19 protein-coding genes and 1 other RNA gene are annotated in these 17,820 nt (G+C 40.8%); 13 read left to right on the forward strand and 7 right to left on the reverse strand.

Going from position 1 to position 17,820, the window contains the following annotated elements; translation table 11 throughout:
* Window positions 1-36: 36 nt before the first annotated feature.
* The 4 genes from DS2_RS07145 to DS2_RS07160 form a co-directional block, all read right to left on the reverse strand.
* Window positions 37-378, reverse strand: a complete 342-nt coding sequence (locus DS2_RS07145; RefSeq protein WP_235188556.1) for a hypothetical protein — start codon at window positions 376-378, stop codon at window positions 37-39.
* Between the two features lie 72 nt (window positions 379-450).
* Window positions 451-1,353 carry a cation diffusion facilitator family transporter gene (locus DS2_RS07150; protein WP_035014010.1) on the reverse strand — a complete coding sequence of 301 codons (903 nt, stop codon included), beginning with the start codon at window positions 1,351-1,353 and terminating at the stop codon, window positions 451-453.
* Window positions 1,346-2,074 (reverse strand): transglutaminase-like domain-containing protein, encoded by a 729-nt coding sequence (locus DS2_RS07155; protein WP_035014011.1) that lies wholly within the window; start codon window positions 2,072-2,074, stop codon window positions 1,346-1,348. Before DS2_RS07155 ends, DS2_RS07150 begins: the two co-directional genes overlap by 8 nt.
* A 12-nt stretch (window positions 2,075-2,086) precedes the next feature.
* Window positions 2,087-2,743, reverse strand: a complete 657-nt coding sequence (locus DS2_RS07160) for a cation transporter (RefSeq protein WP_035014012.1) — start codon at window positions 2,741-2,743, stop codon at window positions 2,087-2,089.
* 80 nt (window positions 2,744-2,823) lie between these two features.
* Between DS2_RS07160 and cadR the strand changes: the two genes are divergently transcribed.
* Window positions 2,824-3,219 (forward strand): Cd(II)/Pb(II)-responsive transcriptional regulator, encoded by a 396-nt coding sequence (cadR, locus tag DS2_RS07165; RefSeq protein ID WP_035014013.1) that lies wholly within the window; start codon window positions 2,824-2,826, stop codon window positions 3,217-3,219.
* Between the two features lie 95 nt (window positions 3,220-3,314).
* Here the strand turns inward: cadR and DS2_RS07170 are convergent, their stop codons facing one another.
* Window positions 3,315-5,828 carry a glycoside hydrolase family 3 N-terminal domain-containing protein gene (locus DS2_RS07170; protein WP_035014092.1) on the reverse strand — a complete coding sequence of 838 codons (2,514 nt, stop codon included), beginning with the start codon at window positions 5,826-5,828 and terminating at the stop codon, window positions 3,315-3,317.
* A 542-nt stretch (window positions 5,829-6,370) separates the two neighbouring features.
* Here DS2_RS07170 and DS2_RS07175 point away from each other — a divergent pair.
* Both DS2_RS07175 and DS2_RS07180 read left to right on the forward strand, forming a co-directional pair.
* The gene (locus DS2_RS07175) at window positions 6,371-8,173 is read left to right on the forward strand and encodes a DEAD/DEAH box helicase (RefSeq protein WP_035014014.1); all 1,803 of its coding nucleotides are present in this window, start codon (window positions 6,371-6,373) and stop codon (window positions 8,171-8,173) included.
* Window positions 8,174-8,395: 222 nt separating this feature from the next.
* Window positions 8,396-8,677, forward strand: coding sequence for a hypothetical protein (locus tag DS2_RS07180; protein WP_035014015.1), 282 nt, complete (start codon window positions 8,396-8,398; stop codon window positions 8,675-8,677).
* 12 nt (window positions 8,678-8,689) lie between these two features.
* On the opposite strand, the gene rnpB is transcribed toward DS2_RS07180, so the two are convergent.
* Window positions 8,690-9,055: RNase P RNA component class A (gene rnpB, locus DS2_RS19775), an RNA gene on the reverse strand.
* 101 nt (window positions 9,056-9,156) lie between these two features.
* Between rnpB and DS2_RS07185 the strand changes: the two genes are divergently transcribed.
* From DS2_RS07185 to DS2_RS07205, 5 genes are read left to right on the forward strand one after another with little or no spacing between them, the layout of a single operon-like run.
* Entirely contained in the window at window positions 9,157-10,071 is a 915-nt protein-coding gene (locus DS2_RS07185) for an ABC transporter ATP-binding protein (RefSeq protein WP_051479704.1), read from the forward strand.
* On the forward strand, window positions 10,068-11,225 hold the full coding sequence (locus DS2_RS07190) for an ABC transporter permease (protein WP_035014016.1): 1,158 nt from the start codon (window positions 10,068-10,070) through the stop codon (window positions 11,223-11,225). Before DS2_RS07185 ends, DS2_RS07190 begins: the two co-directional genes overlap by 4 nt.
* A complete protein-coding gene (locus tag DS2_RS07195; RefSeq protein WP_035014018.1) occupies window positions 11,216-11,491 on the forward strand; it encodes a phosphopantetheine-binding protein in 276 nt (91 codons plus the stop codon). The genes DS2_RS07190 and DS2_RS07195 overlap by 10 nt, the downstream gene beginning before the upstream one ends.
* A gap of 1 nt (window position 11,492) precedes the next feature.
* Window positions 11,493-12,596, forward strand: coding sequence for a beta-ketoacyl synthase N-terminal-like domain-containing protein (locus tag DS2_RS07200; RefSeq protein WP_035014019.1), 1,104 nt, complete (start codon window positions 11,493-11,495; stop codon window positions 12,594-12,596).
* A complete protein-coding gene (locus DS2_RS07205) occupies window positions 12,556-13,107 on the forward strand; it encodes a hypothetical protein (protein ID WP_035014020.1) in 552 nt (183 codons plus the stop codon). Before DS2_RS07200 ends, DS2_RS07205 begins: the two co-directional genes overlap by 41 nt.
* Window positions 13,108-13,135: 28 nt before the next feature.
* On the opposite strand, the gene DS2_RS19745 is transcribed toward DS2_RS07205, so the two are convergent.
* The gene (locus DS2_RS19745; protein WP_160168544.1) at window positions 13,136-13,558 is read right to left on the reverse strand and encodes a DUF2141 domain-containing protein; all 423 of its coding nucleotides are present in this window, start codon (window positions 13,556-13,558) and stop codon (window positions 13,136-13,138) included.
* A gap of 153 nt (window positions 13,559-13,711) precedes the next feature.
* Here DS2_RS19745 and DS2_RS07215 point away from each other — a divergent pair, with 153 nt between their 5' ends.
* The 5 genes from DS2_RS07215 to bamE are packed head-to-tail and all read left to right on the forward strand — an operon-like array spanning window position 13,712 to window position 17,815.
* On the forward strand, window positions 13,712-14,626 hold the full coding sequence (locus tag DS2_RS07215) for a hypothetical protein (protein WP_035014021.1): 915 nt from the start codon (window positions 13,712-13,714) through the stop codon (window positions 14,624-14,626).
* The gene (locus DS2_RS07220) at window positions 14,604-15,779 is read left to right on the forward strand and encodes a beta-ketoacyl-ACP synthase III (protein ID WP_326979543.1); all 1,176 of its coding nucleotides are present in this window, start codon (window positions 14,604-14,606) and stop codon (window positions 15,777-15,779) included. The genes DS2_RS07215 and DS2_RS07220 overlap by 23 nt, the downstream gene beginning before the upstream one ends.
* Before the next feature lie 2 nt (window positions 15,780-15,781).
* The gene (locus tag DS2_RS07225; protein WP_035014023.1) at window positions 15,782-16,186 is read left to right on the forward strand and encodes a hypothetical protein; all 405 of its coding nucleotides are present in this window, start codon (window positions 15,782-15,784) and stop codon (window positions 16,184-16,186) included.
* A complete protein-coding gene (locus DS2_RS07230) occupies window positions 16,183-17,196 on the forward strand; it encodes a BtrH N-terminal domain-containing protein (RefSeq protein WP_035014024.1) in 1,014 nt (337 codons plus the stop codon). Before DS2_RS07225 ends, DS2_RS07230 begins: the two co-directional genes overlap by 4 nt.
* Before the next feature lie 10 nt (window positions 17,197-17,206).
* The gene (bamE, locus tag DS2_RS07235; RefSeq protein ID WP_035014025.1) at window positions 17,207-17,815 is read left to right on the forward strand and encodes an outer membrane protein assembly factor BamE domain-containing protein; all 609 of its coding nucleotides are present in this window, start codon (window positions 17,207-17,209) and stop codon (window positions 17,813-17,815) included.
* Window positions 17,816-17,820 lie beyond the last annotated feature (5 nt).

Below are 17,820 nucleotides of genomic sequence, written 5' to 3' on the forward strand. Positions count from 1 at the left end.
ATAAAACGAGCGAAGGCTGATTGCCTATCGCGCCAATTAAATAAAAGGACTTATTTTGGGAGGGCGAAGTAGTTGAGAAATTGGGGCTTCAATAACTATCTTCAAGTAGTCAAAGAAATGGTTTATTTTAAAGTGCAAGTTTTTACAAATGTAGATTAGCGCGGCAAATTGTACATGTGAACCATTGCAGTGTCCGCAATGATGGCAATCAGCATGGTTATGCTGGCCATTCTCACCTGTTTGTGTCGATTGTGCAGAGGCTGGGTGGTCATCTAAAGCATGAATATGCTCGGTTTTTATGTGTTCAGAATCAAAAACATGAATATCCGCAAGTTTAGCCACAGCAGAAAATGACTGAAGTAATATCAGTAAAATCATAATGTGTGCAGGAAGTCGGTTAATATTCATTTCGTTTTAATTATCACTTAGTTATGCAAATACTACCACTATCTAATGGCTGGCGTCACGACATTGCTCATCTAGAAACTCAATTTCAATTGTAGTATGAGCAAAATCAAACTCTTTAAGTTCATGCCGTAACTCTAGCTTGTACGCTTTCAGTTCTTCATTTGATATTTCTGTATTTAAAACAATATGAGCGGTTAAAACATTGTTTTCACCATCTAATGACCAAATATGCAGGTGATGCACTTCACCGACAATGGATTTTGATAGCACTCTTGATTTTATGCTTTCAATAAGCTCAATATCTGGCGCAGCTTGCAAAAACAGCATAAGAGTCGATTTCAATGTCCTGAGTACATTAAACAATATAAAAAGTGTGAAACAAATCGACAAAATGGGATCAAGTATAGGCCAGTCAACAAACATCAGGATTATCGAAACAACAAATATAGCGACCCAACCTAATACATCTTCAAGCAAGTGCCAGTTTAACACTCGTTCATTGAGTGTTTTTCCGTGACTTAGCTTATAGGCAGCGTAACCATTTACCAGCATGCCAAAAATTGCCAATAAAAGCATTCCCTCTACTTGCGGCATTTCAGGGTTGGCGAGTCTTGGTATGGCCTCTATTAGTATAAATATGGAACCAACAGTGAGCACTAAACCATTAATCAGGGCGCCAAGTAGTGAAAACCTCTTGTAGCCGTATGAAAATCGGTTAGACGCAGGTTTGTTACTCAGCTTATTTAAAACCCATGACATACCTATGGAAATACTATCCCCTAAATCATGGATTGCATCAGCCATAATCGCCGTACTATTGGTTAACCAACCACCGATAAACTCGACTACGGTAAATGTTAAGTTTAGAAAAAATGCCCAGCCAATCCGTTTTGAAGCGCCTTCATCATTATGAGAGTGATTATGACCGTGAGAATGACTATGCATGTTGAGCCTCGGCACTTACATTTTGTCCTCTAAGCCTTTGAACATTCCAATTAATTATATAACGGATAAAGTTTTGGTACGCCCAACGTTTAATCCCAGTTAGATTGGTTCCTTGCTCAGCATAGAATTCATCGGGTGAGTCATAAATGCCAAAGTCATCGTGTATGCCTTCCTTTTGGATATAAGTATTTGTTCCTGTCCATTCAGTCTCTGGCTTTGCTAAGCAGGTAGTAGCAATACCATAGCCACAGAAACTCTCTTTTGTTTGACTGAATTTGGATTGAATTGCACTTAAGTAGGTTTCATCCAGAATAAAGCCTTCTAAATCGAGCCATTCACCATTAAATAAGACTTCTACCCAACTATGAATAATGTACTTAGGTGCAAGCCAAAATACATAAGCGGGAATAGCACCTTTTTGAAGTTGTTGATCAATCGTAAAACCATGAAATCGGCATTGAATACCAAGTGCCCGTAATAGAGCCATCAACAAGTTTCCCTTGGTATTGCACTGCCCATAGCCATCAGCCAAAACTTCACTTGCGGCTATATCGTCACTACGGTTATAACCGAATTGAATCTCGTCTTTAACAAAGGTATAAGCTTCACCTATCTTGTTGTAATCGTCCAAGGTTTGCCAATTACGCTTGGTAATCAATGATTGGATACGGTGATCATCAAAATCTAATATTTGTGTTTTTTCTAAATAATGGACACTCATTACCACTCTCCATCAAGAACATGACTTTGATTTACTTCCGCTACAACCACTACTTTCGCTTGTCAATTCAACATTGCTAAGTTCCTTCTTTGCATCAGTAATAATTAGATAAGCGCCTCTTAAAATTAACGTGGCAATGACACTACCAATTACAATATCAGGCCAACGCGAATCAAGTAGCATCACCAGAACACCAGCAGCAATAACCCCCATATTTGCAATTACATCGTTGGCTGAAAATATCCAGCTTGCACGCATATGCACTTCACCATTGTTATGCTTCCTTATTAAAACTAAACAAATGACGTTCGCTATTAATGCTATAAAACCAAAGCCGATCATAAACCAAGAGTGTGGTTCACCTTCTCCGAGTATTCTTCTTGCTATGTCAAAGATAATCAATAAACCAAGCGTTAGCTGAAAATAGCCACTAATAAGAGCAGCATTGGCTTTATGTTTTAATGTTCTACTTACTGCATATAGAGCAATACCATAGACAATTGCATCAGCAAGCATATCCATAGAATCTGCTATCAAGGCTGTCGAATTGGCATATAGACCTACAGTTATCTCAGCGATGAACATAATGGCATTAATGCCGAGCAACCAATAAAGCACAATTTTTTGTTGTGCATCTTTTAATTCAACTTCACAACCACATCCGCTCATAAATCATTCCTAGTAATTTATTTAATAACCTAACTATAAAGTCTATACTTGGTATAGGGTCAAATAAATTTTTTATCATTATGAAGATTGGCGAGATAGCAGATATAACAGGGTGTAGTGTTCAAACCATTCGATTCTATGAGCGCAAAGGTTTACTTGCGCAGCCAAAAAGAACTGAAGGTAATTACCGTATTTACTCGAAAGAGACGCTAGAGCAACTCATCTTCATTAAACAATGTCGAGCCCACGACATGTCAATCCAAGAAATTTCGTATTTGTTAGAAAGCAGAGAAACGCCAGAACAAAGCTGCGACAGTGTAAATGCCATAATTAATGAACACATAGAACAGATTTCGGCAAAAATAGAAGAGTTGAACGCGCTGAAAGCGAGCTTAAATAAAATGGCAAACTCATGTTCGGCAAACCGGAAAATAAAAGATTGCGGTATTTTATCTAATTTAAAAAAGCGCCTATAGAAACCCACGTCTATAGGCGCAAAGGGAGTTGTTACCAAACACAGTAACAAATGCTTCCTTGCTACACAGTTAAACAGCCATAAAGGTACTGCTCTTTATTGGCATGAGATGTTTGATTCACCTTCTGGTTTAGCCAACAATTTAACCGCAGCAAAACTTAGCTGTAATGGTTGATCTGTTGCTAAACTAAAGGGCGTAAACACCTTGCCAAAATCGGTGCCTGCTTTTGCAAAACAAGCCAAATCAATTCGTAATGTCTGCCACTGGCCTTGGGTATAGTTAGCTAAAGTTGGTGCGATGTTCAGTTTGCCATCACACTCGCCAGCGCAGTTCATCGCCAACCAAACTTGCGCTGGTATCTGGCTATCAACTCGAATATCCAGCTGCATAACCCCATTTGCTTCAGTGTAAGCTCGCAAATCATCTGGGAATGGAGCGCCTAAAGACACATCTGCTTGTCCGCCTGTCCAAGTGACTTGGCGTGCATCTTCTTGCACATACTTGTCTATACTTCTAATTTGAATTTTATCTAAACTGACAATTTTAGAATCAACCGCTTTGCGTTCTGTTTCTGTGCCTATAGTTAAAGCCCAAGGCGCTTGTGCACTGCGCTCAAAAATTGCATATTCAGCTACTTGACTATCTGGGTTGCTACCTGCCACTTCCGACAAATCGCTAGCTAGGACATTTTTATCACCATAAGTTAAACCAAAACCAAACGGCAGCAAGGGTTGATAATCTTCATCACCCACATTTACTGGACCTTGGTCTGCAAATGCAGGCCATGAGTAAGACAACTTACCAGTAAAGTCGTAACGCACGTTAGCGCTTTCATCAGTAAATAAAACATCCGCCACACCAGCACCTTCAGAGCCTGGTAACCAAGCCGCAACAAATGCATCTGATGCATTTAATTCTGGGTTTACCCACATAGGTCGACCACTAATAAACACCGACACAACGGGAATGCCTTGCGCTTTTAATTTACGCAATAACGCTAAATCTGTTTTATTACCGCGTTGATATTCAAGGTTGCTCACGTCACCATTGCCTTCGGCATATGGCTCTTCACCAAATACCACTATGGCGACATCTGGCTTGTTGCTGAAACTACCGTCAACACTTAAACTCGCTTTACCACCAGCGGCTTTAACCGTTTGTTCAATGCCATCCCAAATTGAGCTGCCACCTGGGAAATCGTCATTCGAATTACCTGTACCTTGCCAGCTAATTGTCCAACCGCCAGATTGTTTGCCGATGTTATCTGCACCATCACCAGCAACTAAAACATTGATTGTTGGTTTTAATGGCAAAATATTTTGCTGATTTTTCAACAACACTAAGCTTTTGCGTACAGCTTTACGTGCAACTTCTCTATGCTCTGGTGCACCAATTAGCTCAGCTTTGCCCGCAAGTGGGCGATTTGCCGGTGATGGTTTTTCAAATAAACCAGCACGAACTTTTACGCGTAAAATGCGAGTTACAGCATCATCTAAACGCTGTTGGCTAATTACACCTGCTTTTACTTGAGCCACTACATTGTCGTACAAGACTTTCCATTCGTTTGGAGCCATGTACACGTCTAAACCAGCGTTCATAGCGTCTGGGCAGTTTTCTTTGCTACAGCCTTGTATTTGCCCGTGTCCGCTCCAATCACCCACGACAAATCCATCAAAGCCCATTTTTTCTTTTAACACATCAGTTAAAAAATATTTGTTGCCGTGAATTTTAACGCCATGCCAACTATTGAATGAGGCCATAACCGATTGCGCGCCAGCCGCAATACCTGACACATAACCTTGTGCGTGCAGATCAAATAAATCTTGTTCACTGTCGATGTTATTGCCTTGGTCATCACCATCCACTGTGCCACCGTCACCTAAAAAGTGTTTAACGGTAGAAATAACTCGACGCTCACTTAAAAAGTCAGCGTTGACTGGCCCTTGTAAACCTTCAACGATTGAGCGTGCATAATCGTGAACAATTTTTGGATCTTCCGAATAACCTTCATACGTACGACCCCACCTATCATCACGCACTACAGCAACAGTTGGTGCAAATACCCAATCTATACCTGTAGCCATGACTTCTTTTGCGGTTGCTTCAGCGATTTCACGAATAAGCTCAGGATCGTGTGCCGCACCTAAACCAATGTTGTGTGGAAACAAAGTAGCTCCAATCACATTATTGTGACCATGCACAGCATCTGTGCCCCACATAGTTGGAATGCTTGAGCCGTCAATTGAGTCGTCGATGGATGCTTGGTATAAGTCTTCTGCCAGTTTGATCCAATCGGCAGGAGTTGCATGTTTATTCGCACCAGGGAAAGAACCACCGCCATTTAAATAAGAGCCAAAGCCATACTTTCGCATATCTTCAACCGTGATCGAGCCTATTTCAGGTTGAATAGTTTGCGCAACTTTTTGCTCTATTGTCATGCCAGCTAAAATTTCGGCTACTTTAGCTTCAACTTTTGGGTCCTTTTTAACCGCTACATCTAATGTTGGCCAAATAGAGATGTCCCCTTGTCGTGGATCAACTGGTTTATCTACTTGTACTGTTTGAGTGTTTTGGCAGCCTGCCATAGTTAATAATCCGACACTACTCATAAGAGCAATCCCCAATTTGATTTTGTGGCTGATAACCGATGGCTTAATCACTTTCATCACCTCTTCGCTTGAACTCAGGTAAAATTGTCGTATTTGTATACATGTTTTTAACAATATAATGTAAGCGCTTTCAGTTCACAAGTAAAATTTGTACAAAATCGTCATGTACTCAATTTTAAATCTACACAGTTTAACTTAGTGATAGATAAAACAGATTGTTTTTTAACCAATCACTTGCATTAATTTTATTAGTCTGTATAGTGCGCATCTCCCAGCCCATGGCTTTTTTCAAACAAGCATTCGAGCTTGTTCTTGTCGGCGGTTCAATCTGCCCATGTAAAAGTCGCGCTGGTTTAGTAGAGGTAGTCGCGCTGCCAGTGTGAAAGGTATATTCCACCTAAAATTGAGCATTTGTGTGTTAAGCAAAATATGAATACGCTTAACGATTACACATCACTCCACAGAGTTTTGAACAGCTGTGTTTAGTACAGTGTCCTGCGCCAAATACCTCATCGACAATTTGATGAAACTAGAGTAGTTATATGCAAAAAAATGAATCTACAGTTCTATTTAATGAACTGGGTTTGCCTGCACCTGTATTGCAAGCAATTGAAGAGTTAGGCTTTTCTCAACCAACACCTATCCAAGCACAATCGATCCCTGCTTTATTAGAAGGCAACGATATCTTAGGTGAAGCGCAAACGGGTACAGGTAAAACCGCAGCATTCGGTTTACCCTTGTTAAGCAAAATTGATCCAAGCGTACGCGAAACACAAATGTTAGTCGTATGCCCTACTCGTGAATTAGCTATCCAAGTAGCTGAAGCAATTACCGAGTTTGCAAAACATATGCGTGGTGTACGTGTATCAACAGTCTATGGTGGTCAGTCTTACACGCCACAAATTCGTGAATTAAAAGCCGGTCCACAAATTGTAGTGGGTACACCTGGCCGTTTAATGGACCACATTGATAAAGGCCGTTTAAAGCTAGACGGTTTGCGTGCTTGTGTATTAGACGAAGCAGACGAAATGTTAAACATGGGTTTCTTGGAAGATATCCAATGGATCCTTGAGCATGTGCCTGATGAAACGCAAATGGCGTTCTTTTCCGCAACTATGCCACCAGCAATTCGCAAAGTAACCAAGCAGTTCTTAAATGAACCAGTGCACGTTAAAATTGCAGCAGTTAAACAGGCAAAAGCAAACATCAGTCAAAGAGCATGGCGTGTCAGCAAAATTGGTAAAACAGCTGGTTTAGAACGTTTAGCTGAAACATTAGAATACGATGCGATGATTGTATTTGTGCGCACACGTAACGATACTTTAACTTTAGCAGAGCACTTAATCAGCAAAGGTTTCCCTGCTGCTGCATTAAATGGTGACATGAACCAAAGTGATCGTGAGCGTATTGTTGACCAACTGAAAAACGGTCGCGTATCAATATTAATAGCAACTGACGTTGTGGCACGTGGTCTTGATGTTCCACGCATTACTCACGTTATTAACTATGACTTACCAGCAGATTCAGAATCTTATGTACACCGTATAGGTCGTACTGGTCGTGCAGGTCGTAGTGGTGAAGCGATTTTGTTCGCGAACGGTCGCGAAATGCGTACTTTATTCCGCCTAGAACGTGCAACTGAAGGCAAAATTGAAGATTTCAACATGCCTGATGCAAGCCAACTAGGTGAAGTACGTATGAAACGTATGCAAACCAGTTTATCTGAAGTGATTGATAATACTGATTTAGGTAACTTCAACCATGTTGTTAAACGTTTTATTGATGAAAACGAATGGACAGCTGAACAATTAGCTGCTGCCCTGTTGTATAAACAACAGTTAAATCAACCATTGTTCCCACCTAAAGATCCTGTTGGCCGTGAAATGCGTGGTGGCAGAGACGGTGGTCGTGATGGTCGTCGCGACTCTCGTGGTCGTGGTGACAGAGCGGATCGAGGCGAAAGAGGTGGTCGTCGTGAATCTCGCGGTCGTGACCGTGGTGATCGCCGCAGCCAACAAGATTTTGATACCTTCAGATTTGAAGTTGGCCGTGAGCACGGTGTCGGCCCTGGTGATATTGTTGGTGCAGTCGCCAATGAAATTAACTTAGACAGCAGCCACATTGGCCACATTAAATTACACGATCAATACTCGTATGTTGATCTACCAAAAGGCATGCCAAAGGCAGTATTTGGTAAGTTACAACGTGTTATGATCCGCAACCAAAAAATCGCTCCAACGATTGCCAGTGAGCAAGCAGTTGCAGCAGATTACACACCTCGTCGCAGAAATGACGGTGGTGATAAAGGTGGTTTTAAGCGCCGTGAGCGCCGCTCATTTAATTAATTAGCGCTAAAAACTGACCTAGTGATAAAAGCCTGGCTCTCGTCCAGGCTTTTTTATTGTTAGCCCGGTATTTGTTTACAATTTGAGCTATCTATTTGTTAGGAGTGTTGCAAACTCGCTTTTGTTTGGTAGACTGTCGCCGAACTTCAAGTTAAAAAATCCAATTCAAGAAGTATGGAAAGCTCGGCATCACATTGCCGAAAAATAAAAACAGAGGATAAAATGGATCAATTTAACCCGCATTCAGTGCATTGTATTAATGCCCCCAACTTTCCGATATTAGCTAGGTACATAGTATCTGGTGATTTTGCCAATGCCCTTCGCCACCTGAATAGTTTAAACAGAGATGATTTGTTTGATACCTTGTTGTATTCAGGGTTAGGTGTTAAAGGTGCTTATGGCGAGTGGATTAACAATATTTCTCATGAGTTGCAGCAGGCATGTGAGCAAGGCTATATTGAAAACCAAGCTGTTTTTGACAAAATCAGGGCACATTTAAATTAGCCTAGTTGAATAGGAAAAAGACAGCTTGTAAGCCGGGTTCTGTGCTTTGAAAACAAAGCGGCAATCATTCGTCTAGGCCTTACATTGCTGTAAGGCTCAAGCAATCTACCCGGTTCCAACGCGGGCCGCGCCATATGGAACCCTATTTGATCTTGCTCCGAGTGGAGTTTACCGTGCCACGAACTGTTGCCAGCCGCGCGGTGCGCTCTTACCGCACCCTTTCACCCTTACCTGTACTGCAAGCAGCCATCGGCGGTATACTCTCTGTTGCACTAGTCGTCGGCTCACGCCGCCCAGACGTTATCTGGCACTCTGCCCATTGGAGCCCGGACTTTCCTCCCCCTCAAAAAATGAGGCAGCGATTGCCCAGCTGTCTTTTTCGGTGCAGATTGTAAGCTTTATGCTAATATAGTCAAACATTTCTACTTGAATTAACCTGAATCAGTTAAAAAACCGAAAATAAGAACAATAAGGAAATAATGTCGTTAGATTTATCTGGGATTACTGTTAACCAATTGTCGTTTAAATATCCCAAAGCGAAAACCTGTGTATTAGACTCAATTGACCTAACTTGTAAACTAGGTCAATGTACTGGTTTGATTGGCCCCAATGGCGCTGGAAAATCAACCTTTTTATCATTATTGTCTGGCTTGCTACCACTTCAGCAAGGAAGCGTTAGTTATCCGCAAAATTCACAGCTAAATCAAGCAGACTATCTAAAAAAACATTTAGCTTTGGTGCCACAAGAATACGCGTTTTATATGCATTTAACCGTAATACAAAATTTACGCTTTTTTGCCGGTTTTTGCCAACAATCAAAACAACAGCAAACTCATAATATCCAATCATCAATTGAACACTGTCAGCTCGCTGAATATTTAGATAAACCAGCTTCTACCTTGTCTGGTGGTTATAAACGCAGGCTGAATTTAGCGATTGCCTTGCTTAAACAGCCAAAATATTTGTTTTTGGATGAACCAACGGTCGGTGTCGATCCAAGTTCAAGGCAAACAATCATCAACCTAATCAAACGATTAAAAAGCCAAGGCGTCACGATAATTTACACCTCACATCTATTGACCGAAGTTGAGGATATTTGCGAGCGCACTTACGTGTTAAACCAAGGTAAGCTACAGAGCATTGAAACAGCAAACCAGAGCAAAACCTTAGTGGTGCATTACAGCGAGCCTGCAACACCAGAGCAAATAAACCAGCTAACCAATTGCTTTTGCAATATTGAAATTAATCAACACCTTGCTCAACTAAAAAATTGTGATTTGCCAACCAGCATACAAGTTTTATCATTAATGCAGCAAATCAACCTTTCGGTCGATGCAGTCCATTACGAATCACCCACACTGCACGATTTATACATGAGCTTAGTCCAATCATGATCCGTCAAGCTATTCACAAAGAACTCATTTCAATTGGTAAAGACCCTCACAGCCTAGCCGTGCTCATTCTGATGCCACTTGTATTTATGTTGCTAATGTCGTTTGCCATGAGCGAAAGACAAAGCCAAGTAGTTGCAAAAATTCCGGTCTACTTTGCCGCGACACAAACACCATCAGAGCAATTATTTACCAAGTACCTATTTCAATTTGGCTATCAGCAAGCTGATTCTGCACAAAGTGCCAAAGTAACGATTTCTTTTATCAATAATATTGAGAAAAATCTGTTTGCGAACTCGCCAAAGGCAATTATTGAATATGCCGCGGTCGATAAAATATCCCCACAAATAAACAACTTAGTTCTTCAGCACCTACAAATGTCCTTGGCCAAGCTCAAGTTGCACCTATACTCGGCCGACATTGGCGACCTAGACCCCAATCAGGATATAGATCAACAAATACAGCTTATTCAACAACGTACCGATACTTTGCCACTCATTCGCCAAACAAACCAACAACAAGCGGGTCATTCGGTATTGAATCAAACCGTGCCAGCTTGGCTGGTATTTGGTATCTACTTTATCGTTTTACCCATCTCACTCACGCTATTGTCGGAAAAACAAAATTCGACCTTAACCAGATTACGAATGTTTCCAACTAACCTAAATTACTTTTTTTTGTTAAAACAGGTTTCATATTTTGCGATAAGCATGGCACAGTACAGCCTGTTGCTGGCCGTAGGCTTATTTATTGTCCCAGTGGTTATGCAACAACCTATGTACACAGCCGCTGACTTTGTTAGTTTACTGCCATTGTCATTGGTCATTTGTAGTAGTGCAGTTGCGTTTGCCTGTGTCCTTGCTGTTGTTATTAACAGTTTTGAACAGGCAATTGTCATTGGTGGTGGGCTCAATATCCTGTTGGCGGCAATCAGTGGTTTTATGGTGCCGCACGACATCATGCCCACGGCTTTACAAACTATCGCTAATTTTTCACCAATGTTTTGGGCTGCAGAGTTAGTTCGAAGCAGCTTATCCGGGCAAGGCGGCCAATTAATGACTCAACAAATAACTTATTTGGTCGCATTTACTTTGGTATGCTTATGCATAGCAGTCTATTTATTCAATCGTAGATCTAGGAGATTAATGTGGAACTAGACGCACTAAAACAAGAACTAAAACAATTAATCATTAAAGAGTGTGACAAAGAAGACGAATTAGAGTGGCAGCAAATTTCCGACGATGAACCTTTGTTTGGTAGCAAATCAAATGTTGGCTTAGATTCGTTAGATGCATTGCAACTTTCGCTTGTGTTAAAACAAAATTTTGGCATAAAGGTCGAAGGTTCAAAAGAAACGCGTAAACACTTACAGTCAATAAACGCCATAGTTGACTACATACAAGCGCAACAAGCATCTCAATAATATGCCAGCTTATATTCAAAACGCGTACTTTCATGCTGCATGTGGGCAAAACCAACATTTTGATTTTGACACACAAGGCCATTCAGCAAGTTCAACTTCTACTGGTCAGGCATGCCAGTACTTTTTTATGCATGGCCGGCCAAAGTCATCAGAATTAGACGAGATTATTGAACAAGTTTGCACTGCGGTTGAATATGTCATTACCGCCAGTCAGTTAACTCTAGAACAAAGAAAAAAAACGGCTCTTTTACTCGGTTCTACCTCACTAGATATTGGTGCGGTTCCTCGAAAAACCGAACAAACAATTTGGTTAAATACGATAGATTATCTAAGCAAACAAGTTCAGCAAAATTGCCAACTAAATGACTTTCATTTAGTTTTCAACACAGCTTGTACGGCAAGTTTTAACGCAATTATTACCGCGGAAAAACTCATATCTTCAAATAAATTTGAGCACGTAATTGTCGTTGGCTGTGAGTTTTTTAACCAATTGACTTTAGATGGATTCGATTCATTAGATTTAATCAGTCAACAAGCGGTAAAATCATTTCTGAACAACCGAGACGGATTAATCTTAGGAGAAGGAGTCGCCGCCCTACTGATTAGTCAGCAAACATCACTCGACACACCATATATAAAGCTGCATCGAGGTGCATCAGGTTGTGACTTATATAGTTTGACCATGACTGATGAACAAGGCAAGCATATTCAACAAATCATTGAACAAGCACTGCAGCAAGCCCACATACAACCTGAGCAAATAGATTTAATAAAAGCTCATGGTACTGCTACCGAAAATAATGATTTGGCGGAGTCTGCTGCGCTCGAAAATTGTTTTTCAACTATACCAAGTGTATGGGCACTTAAACCTTTTACAGGGCATACACTCGGTGCTTGTGGTGCATTAGAATTAGCAATTATGCATTGGTTACTCAAACAAAAAATAAAATTACCGAGTCATTTAACCAACTCAGACAATAGTATTGTTCCAATGCTAACTGACGACCAACAATTAACTGACAGTCGGTTTATTCTCCTAAATCACTGTGGTTTTGGTGGCAATAATGCAGCTATGGTCACAGAAATTGTCACAACAGAGAACTGAGTCAACTGCTATGCCAATCAATATTATCGCTCAAAGCGAATTCACTCACGCAAGAGACATCACCAATAAAATACTTCGCGCAGAGCTCAAACAAGCATTTGGCATAAACGGGCGCAGGTTAGACAATTTTACCCTAGCAGGTTTGGCTGCTGCGACGAAATTACACTTAAATGCTCAACGCCCTATCACTGGGCTAATTGGATGCGCTGAATACTTCTCAGTTGAGCTATTGCAGTCACTATTATTGGATATAGATGCAGCAAACCCCATTCGTCCTTTAGACTTTGTCGCCACCGTTGGTAATGCTGCGAATTATTATATCGCAAAAGAATTTAATGTGACTGGTTTAAATTTGTTTATAGGTTCTAGTGACAATAGTGAAGCTAAGTTATTGCAGCTCGCAGAAACTGAGCTGATGGCAAATCAACACCAAACCCTGTTATTACTTAATTGGCATGAAGATTCAAACCAAAGACGTTGCAAAGCAAGCCTAGTTGACTATGTAGCCTAGGGTCTGTTGAACTTTCAGTACTACAGACCTAAGGTTTAAAACGCCGCTTGCTCTTTTTAGCTCTTAACCGTATATCCAGTTGCAAGGCTGAATCCAATGCAAAACAAGCTTCAGAGGGTGCGGGTTCACCAAAAGTCAAAATTGGATTGTTGGCAAATCCGACCGGTTCAACGGGCAACCCAATGGACGATACATCCAGTTTTTGATTATCATTGGTGTCGATAAAAAAGCGAGCGCAGTACTGGTTTGCGGGTAGCTTAAGTTCAACTAAGTTAGAGTCACTTTTATATGGCTGGTGATGACTCGTGACCTCCAATATATCCGCCCAGTTCACTTCTGTGGTTTGCTCTGGCAACTGATAAATTTGCGTATGAATCACAAAGTTTTTTTCATATTTAAAATCATCAGTAATCGTTATGTTAAAGCCAAGCGGCAACTTGCTATCAGCCAAGCTTTTAACCGACGAAAAAGCCAACAAGCAGAACAAAAAACGTACTAAAAAAGCTATATTCAACCTAATCACGGGTCATTTCCATATTCACATTAAAAGTGCAGTAGGTATAATAAACATTCGAATTGCGCAAAACAAATCAGGAAATAAATTATGCGCAGAGTACTTGCTCTGACTTATTCACAAACGGGACAATTAACCGACATTTTAGACTCTGTACTCCAACCAATGAGAGAACAGGGTGAAATTGAACTGGATATAGTGCACATAGAACCAGCACAACCATTTCCTTTCCCGTGGCCGTTCGTTAAATTTTTCCGCATTTTTCCTGAAACAGTTGCAATGCAACCAATTGCGTTAAAACCCGTCACAACCAAATACCAAGACTACGACTTAGTTATACTTTCATATCAAGTTTGGTTTTTGTCACCCTCTCTGCCTATTGCATCGTTCTTACAAAGTGAACAAGGCAAAGCGCTATTAAGCAACACCCCGGTCGTCACATTAATTGGGTGTCGAGGAATGTGGCTAATGGCGCAAGAAAAAGTAAAAAAATTACTTGAACAAGCGAATGCAAATTTAGTAGACAATATTGCTTTGATTGACGATTGTGGCTCGGCCTTTAGTTTTCTCGCAACACCTTTGTGGATGTTCACAGGTCGTAAAAAGCCCTATTCTTGGGTTCCAAAAGCAGGGGTGAGTGAACAAGATATTAAAAATGCTACTCGATTTGGTGATGCTATCACCCAGCGACTTTTAGCCGACTCAAGCAAAATTGATTCTCCCATGCTAAAAGGCTTGTCTGCAGTTAAAATCAATGAAAAACTGATAGCCAGCGAACGAGTGGGAAACCATAGCTTTTCAATCTGGTCGAGGTTGCTAAGAAAATTAGGCCCACAACATAGTAAACGTCGGGTAGTAGGTTTAACAATTTACGTAATTTTTCTACTTACACTCATTTTGACCGTTGTGCCCATAACCGCACTGATAAAAAAATTGATCACGCCACTTACGGCGAAAAAAGTAGCCAAACAGAAAAGCTACTATGCGCAACCTTCAGGAGAATAATAACCCAATGGGTAATGAAGTTTATATCAACAAGTTGGCTAGTGCTTTGCCCAACGAACCAATTTCAAACAAACAAATGGAAGATGTTTTAGGTCAAGTTGGTGGACGAAAGTCGCGCGCCCGTTCTGTAATTTTACGCAGCAATGGCATTAAAACTCGCTATTATGGTATTGATCCTACAACAGGCGAATACAATTACACCAACGCAAAATTAGCAGCAGAAGCTGTACGTAAGCTCTTTGTAGAGCAATCGGAGCTTGAGCAATTAGAATGTTTGGTCGCCAGCTCATCAATGCCAGACCAAATAATGCCAAACCATGGTGTTATGGTCCATGGTGAGTTGAATAACCCACCCTGTGAAGTTATTTCAACAGCAGGCATCTGCCTATGTGGAGCATCTGCGCTGAAATACGCTTACCTAAATGTTAAATCTGGTGAAAGCCAAAACAGCGCTGTTGTTGCAAGTGAACTGGCTTCGAATGTCATGCATGCGCGCAACTTTGAAGCTGAATCAGAACACAAACTTCAGTCGTTAGAGGAAAACCCCGAAGTTGCCTTTGAAAAAGACTTTTTACGCTGGATGTTGTCTGACGGTGCCGGAGCTGCATATTTATCGAATCAACCAAACGAGCAAGACATTTCTCTGCGCATTGACTGGATAGACATTCTATCTTTCGCCAATCAGCATGAAGCCTGCATGTACGCGGGGGCTGAGAAAATCGATGGTGAATTAAAGAGTTGGACACGCTATAACCAGAATGAACGTGCGGAACAATCTATTTTGGCGGTTAAACAAGATGTCCGACTACTTAACGACAATATTGTCAAGACGACAGTTGAAGATGCACTATCGCGAATTATTGCAAAACGTAAACTGGTTGCGTCTGACTACGATGTATTTGTACCACATTATTCATCAGGATATTTCCGAGAAAGATTACACCAAGGTTTAATCAACATTGACTTTGAAATACCTTTTGAAAAGTGGTTTACCAACTTACCAGAAAAAGGCAACACTGGCTCTGCTTCTATCTTTATTATGTTAGAAGAGCTATTTAACAATAATCAACTGAGCAAAGGCCAAAGGCTGTTATGTTATGTACCAGAAAGTGGTCGTTTCTCTAGCTGTTTTATTCAACTAACAGTGGTGTAACTATGAAACTTGATGAAGTCCCACAAGACGACAGCCCGACCTATAGTGGTCATAAAAAACTACTATATGCTGTGGACGAAAAAGGCCACTACCATAAGGTTCAATCGAGTGGTTGGGACGTCGAAAGTTTCGCAACTAAACTTGCCGTTGATGATCTTAACCAACAAACACTAGATGCATACCAAGACGCCAAGGCTGGCTTGGTATCCCCTCTTGCTTATCATATGTTAAAGGCTAGGCTAGACATAACCTCGCTCGCTCAAGCAACCGGCAAATTTGAATGGCAAATAAAGAGACATCTAAAACCTAAAATTTTTGCCAAGCTATCCGATCAAAAACTGCAAACTTACGCTGATATAATCAATATATCTTTAGAAAAATTAAAATCCTTACCAAGCCAACCATGAGCCAAATAATCAATCAATTTAACCACAAACAATCATCTCACTGCGAAAGTGGCGTGGTTTCTAATATGCTTTCAAATGCAGGTTTTAGCCTATCGGAACCAATGGCTTTTGGCTTGGCTTCAGCACTAACTTTTGCGTATATACCATTTGTAAAAATAGGAGGCATGCCGTTAATTGCTTACCGAATGCCACCAAAAACCATTATTAAAACCGTGGCAAAAAAGCTTGGAATAAAGTTAATAACTCAAAAGTTTTCTTCTGCTCAAGCTGGTATGCAAGCACTTGATGACGCACTCGCACAAGGCAAATTAGTTGGTTTACAAACCTCGGTTTATTACTTGCCCTATTTTCCTGAAGATATGCGCTTTCACTTTAATGCACACAACTTATTGGTATACGGCAAAAATGATCAAGGTGACTATCTAATAAGTGATCCTGTATTCGAAGAGGTCGTAACCTGCCGTGCCGAAGATTTACAAAAAGCACGTTTTGCTAAAGGTGCGTTAGCGCCAAAAGGCACTATGTACTATTTAGATAAACAACCTCAAGCAGTTGACTTAAAACCAGCTATTTTTCAAAGTTTGCGTAAAACCGGCAAAATGATGAATGGTATCCCAATCCCTGGTATCCCATTTTTCGGAGCAAAAGGAATTGATTATTTAGCCAAACAAATTGCAAACCTAGATCAAAAACCGAACAAATATGCACGACTTTACTTAGCACATATTGTTAGAATGCAAGAAGAGATTGGCACAGGCGGTGCAGGATTCCGATTTATGTTTGCAAGCTATTTAGACGAAGCTGCAAGTTTAACTAATAACAAACAATTGGAAGAGGCAGCCAAGCTCGCAACTGAAGTCGGTGATTTGTGGCGCGATTTTGCCATGAAAGCTGTATTTTTCTGTAAAAATAGACAATCAGTTGAACTGGCGGATATCAGCGACTCAGTCAAACAATGCGCTAAAGCAGAACGTGCGCTACAACGCAAGTTATTGAACTTAACCCCTTAAGGAGATGGAAATGAAACAAGCATTAAAAGCAGGGCTAACCACCATAGCATTAGCAGCTGGCGCTTTATTAGCTGGTTGCGCGTCTGACGGCTCTTCAGAAAGTGCATCGATTGTAACAAATGCGACACCGGGCAGTTTTCACGTGGGTGCTACTATGGTTGCAAAAGTAAACTTACATCCAGACACTAGTCGCGCAAGACTTTATTCACTCAACTATCAACAGCCTGGCTTAATCCCTATGTGTTCTGAAGTAGTTATAAAGGACATCGACGATAAAGAAATTGAGTTTACCTATTATGGTCAAACTTATTCTTACCTATGGGAAAAGCATACTCGCAAAGCAGGTGAGTCATTGGCTGAAAACTTTAATGAGTTTTTTGGTGAAAGCTGTGATAAAGCTGCAGTTTCAAAATTAAGTGCAATCGACCAAGAAGGCATAAAATCAGGTATACCAAAAGTAGGTATGAGCAAACAAGGCATTTTATTCGCCATGGGCCGCCCGCCAATTCATGCTAACCCTAATCTAGATGCTAACACTTGGATGTATTGGTTAAATAAATTTAAACGCCAAGCAATTGAATTTAATGATAAAGGTATAGTGACAAAAGTTCGCCTTTAATTCTT

The organism is Catenovulum agarivorans DS-2, from assembly GCF_000568405.1.
Taxonomy (GTDB): domain Bacteria; phylum Pseudomonadota; class Gammaproteobacteria; order Enterobacterales; family Alteromonadaceae; genus Catenovulum; species Catenovulum agarivorans_A.

Coding starts and splice junctions, on each gene's coding strand:
- DS2_RS07200 (WP_035014019.1), top strand. CDS start 11,493: ATGCCAGCTTATATTCAAAACGCGTACTTTCATGCTGCATGTGGGCAA.
- DS2_RS07180 (WP_035014015.1), top strand. CDS start 8,396: ATGGATCAATTTAACCCGCATTCAGTGCATTGTATTAATGCCCCCAAC.
- DS2_RS07190 (WP_035014016.1), top strand. CDS start 10,068: ATGATCCGTCAAGCTATTCACAAAGAACTCATTTCAATTGGTAAAGAC.
- DS2_RS07185 (WP_051479704.1), top strand. CDS start 9,157: ATGTCGTTAGATTTATCTGGGATTACTGTTAACCAATTGTCGTTTAAA.
- DS2_RS07230 (WP_035014024.1), top strand. CDS start 16,183: ATGAGCCAAATAATCAATCAATTTAACCACAAACAATCATCTCACTGC.
- DS2_RS07155 (WP_035014011.1), bottom strand. CDS start 2,074: ATGAGTGTCCATTATTTAGAAAAAACACAAATATTAGATTTTGATGAT.
- DS2_RS07160 (WP_035014012.1), bottom strand. CDS start 2,743: ATGAGCGGATGTGGTTGTGAAGTTGAATTAAAAGATGCACAACAAAAA.
- DS2_RS07215 (WP_035014021.1), top strand. CDS start 13,712: ATGCGCAGAGTACTTGCTCTGACTTATTCACAAACGGGACAATTAACC.
- DS2_RS07225 (WP_035014023.1), top strand. CDS start 15,782: ATGAAACTTGATGAAGTCCCACAAGACGACAGCCCGACCTATAGTGGT.
- DS2_RS07150 (WP_035014010.1), bottom strand. CDS start 1,353: ATGCATAGTCATTCTCACGGTCATAATCACTCTCATAATGATGAAGGC.
- cadR (WP_035014013.1), top strand. CDS start 2,824: ATGAAGATTGGCGAGATAGCAGATATAACAGGGTGTAGTGTTCAAACC.
- DS2_RS07145 (WP_235188556.1), bottom strand. CDS start 378: ATGATTTTACTGATATTACTTCAGTCATTTTCTGCTGTGGCTAAACTT.
- bamE (WP_035014025.1), top strand. CDS start 17,207: ATGAAACAAGCATTAAAAGCAGGGCTAACCACCATAGCATTAGCAGCT.
- DS2_RS07220 (WP_326979543.1), top strand. CDS start 14,604: ATGCGCAACCTTCAGGAGAATAATAACCCAATGGGTAATGAAGTTTAT.
- DS2_RS07170 (WP_035014092.1), bottom strand. CDS start 5,828: ATGAGTAGTGTCGGATTATTAACTATGGCAGGCTGCCAAAACACTCAA.
- DS2_RS07175 (WP_035014014.1), top strand. CDS start 6,371: ATGCAAAAAAATGAATCTACAGTTCTATTTAATGAACTGGGTTTGCCT.
- DS2_RS07205 (WP_035014020.1), top strand. CDS start 12,556: ATGCAGCTATGGTCACAGAAATTGTCACAACAGAGAACTGAGTCAACT.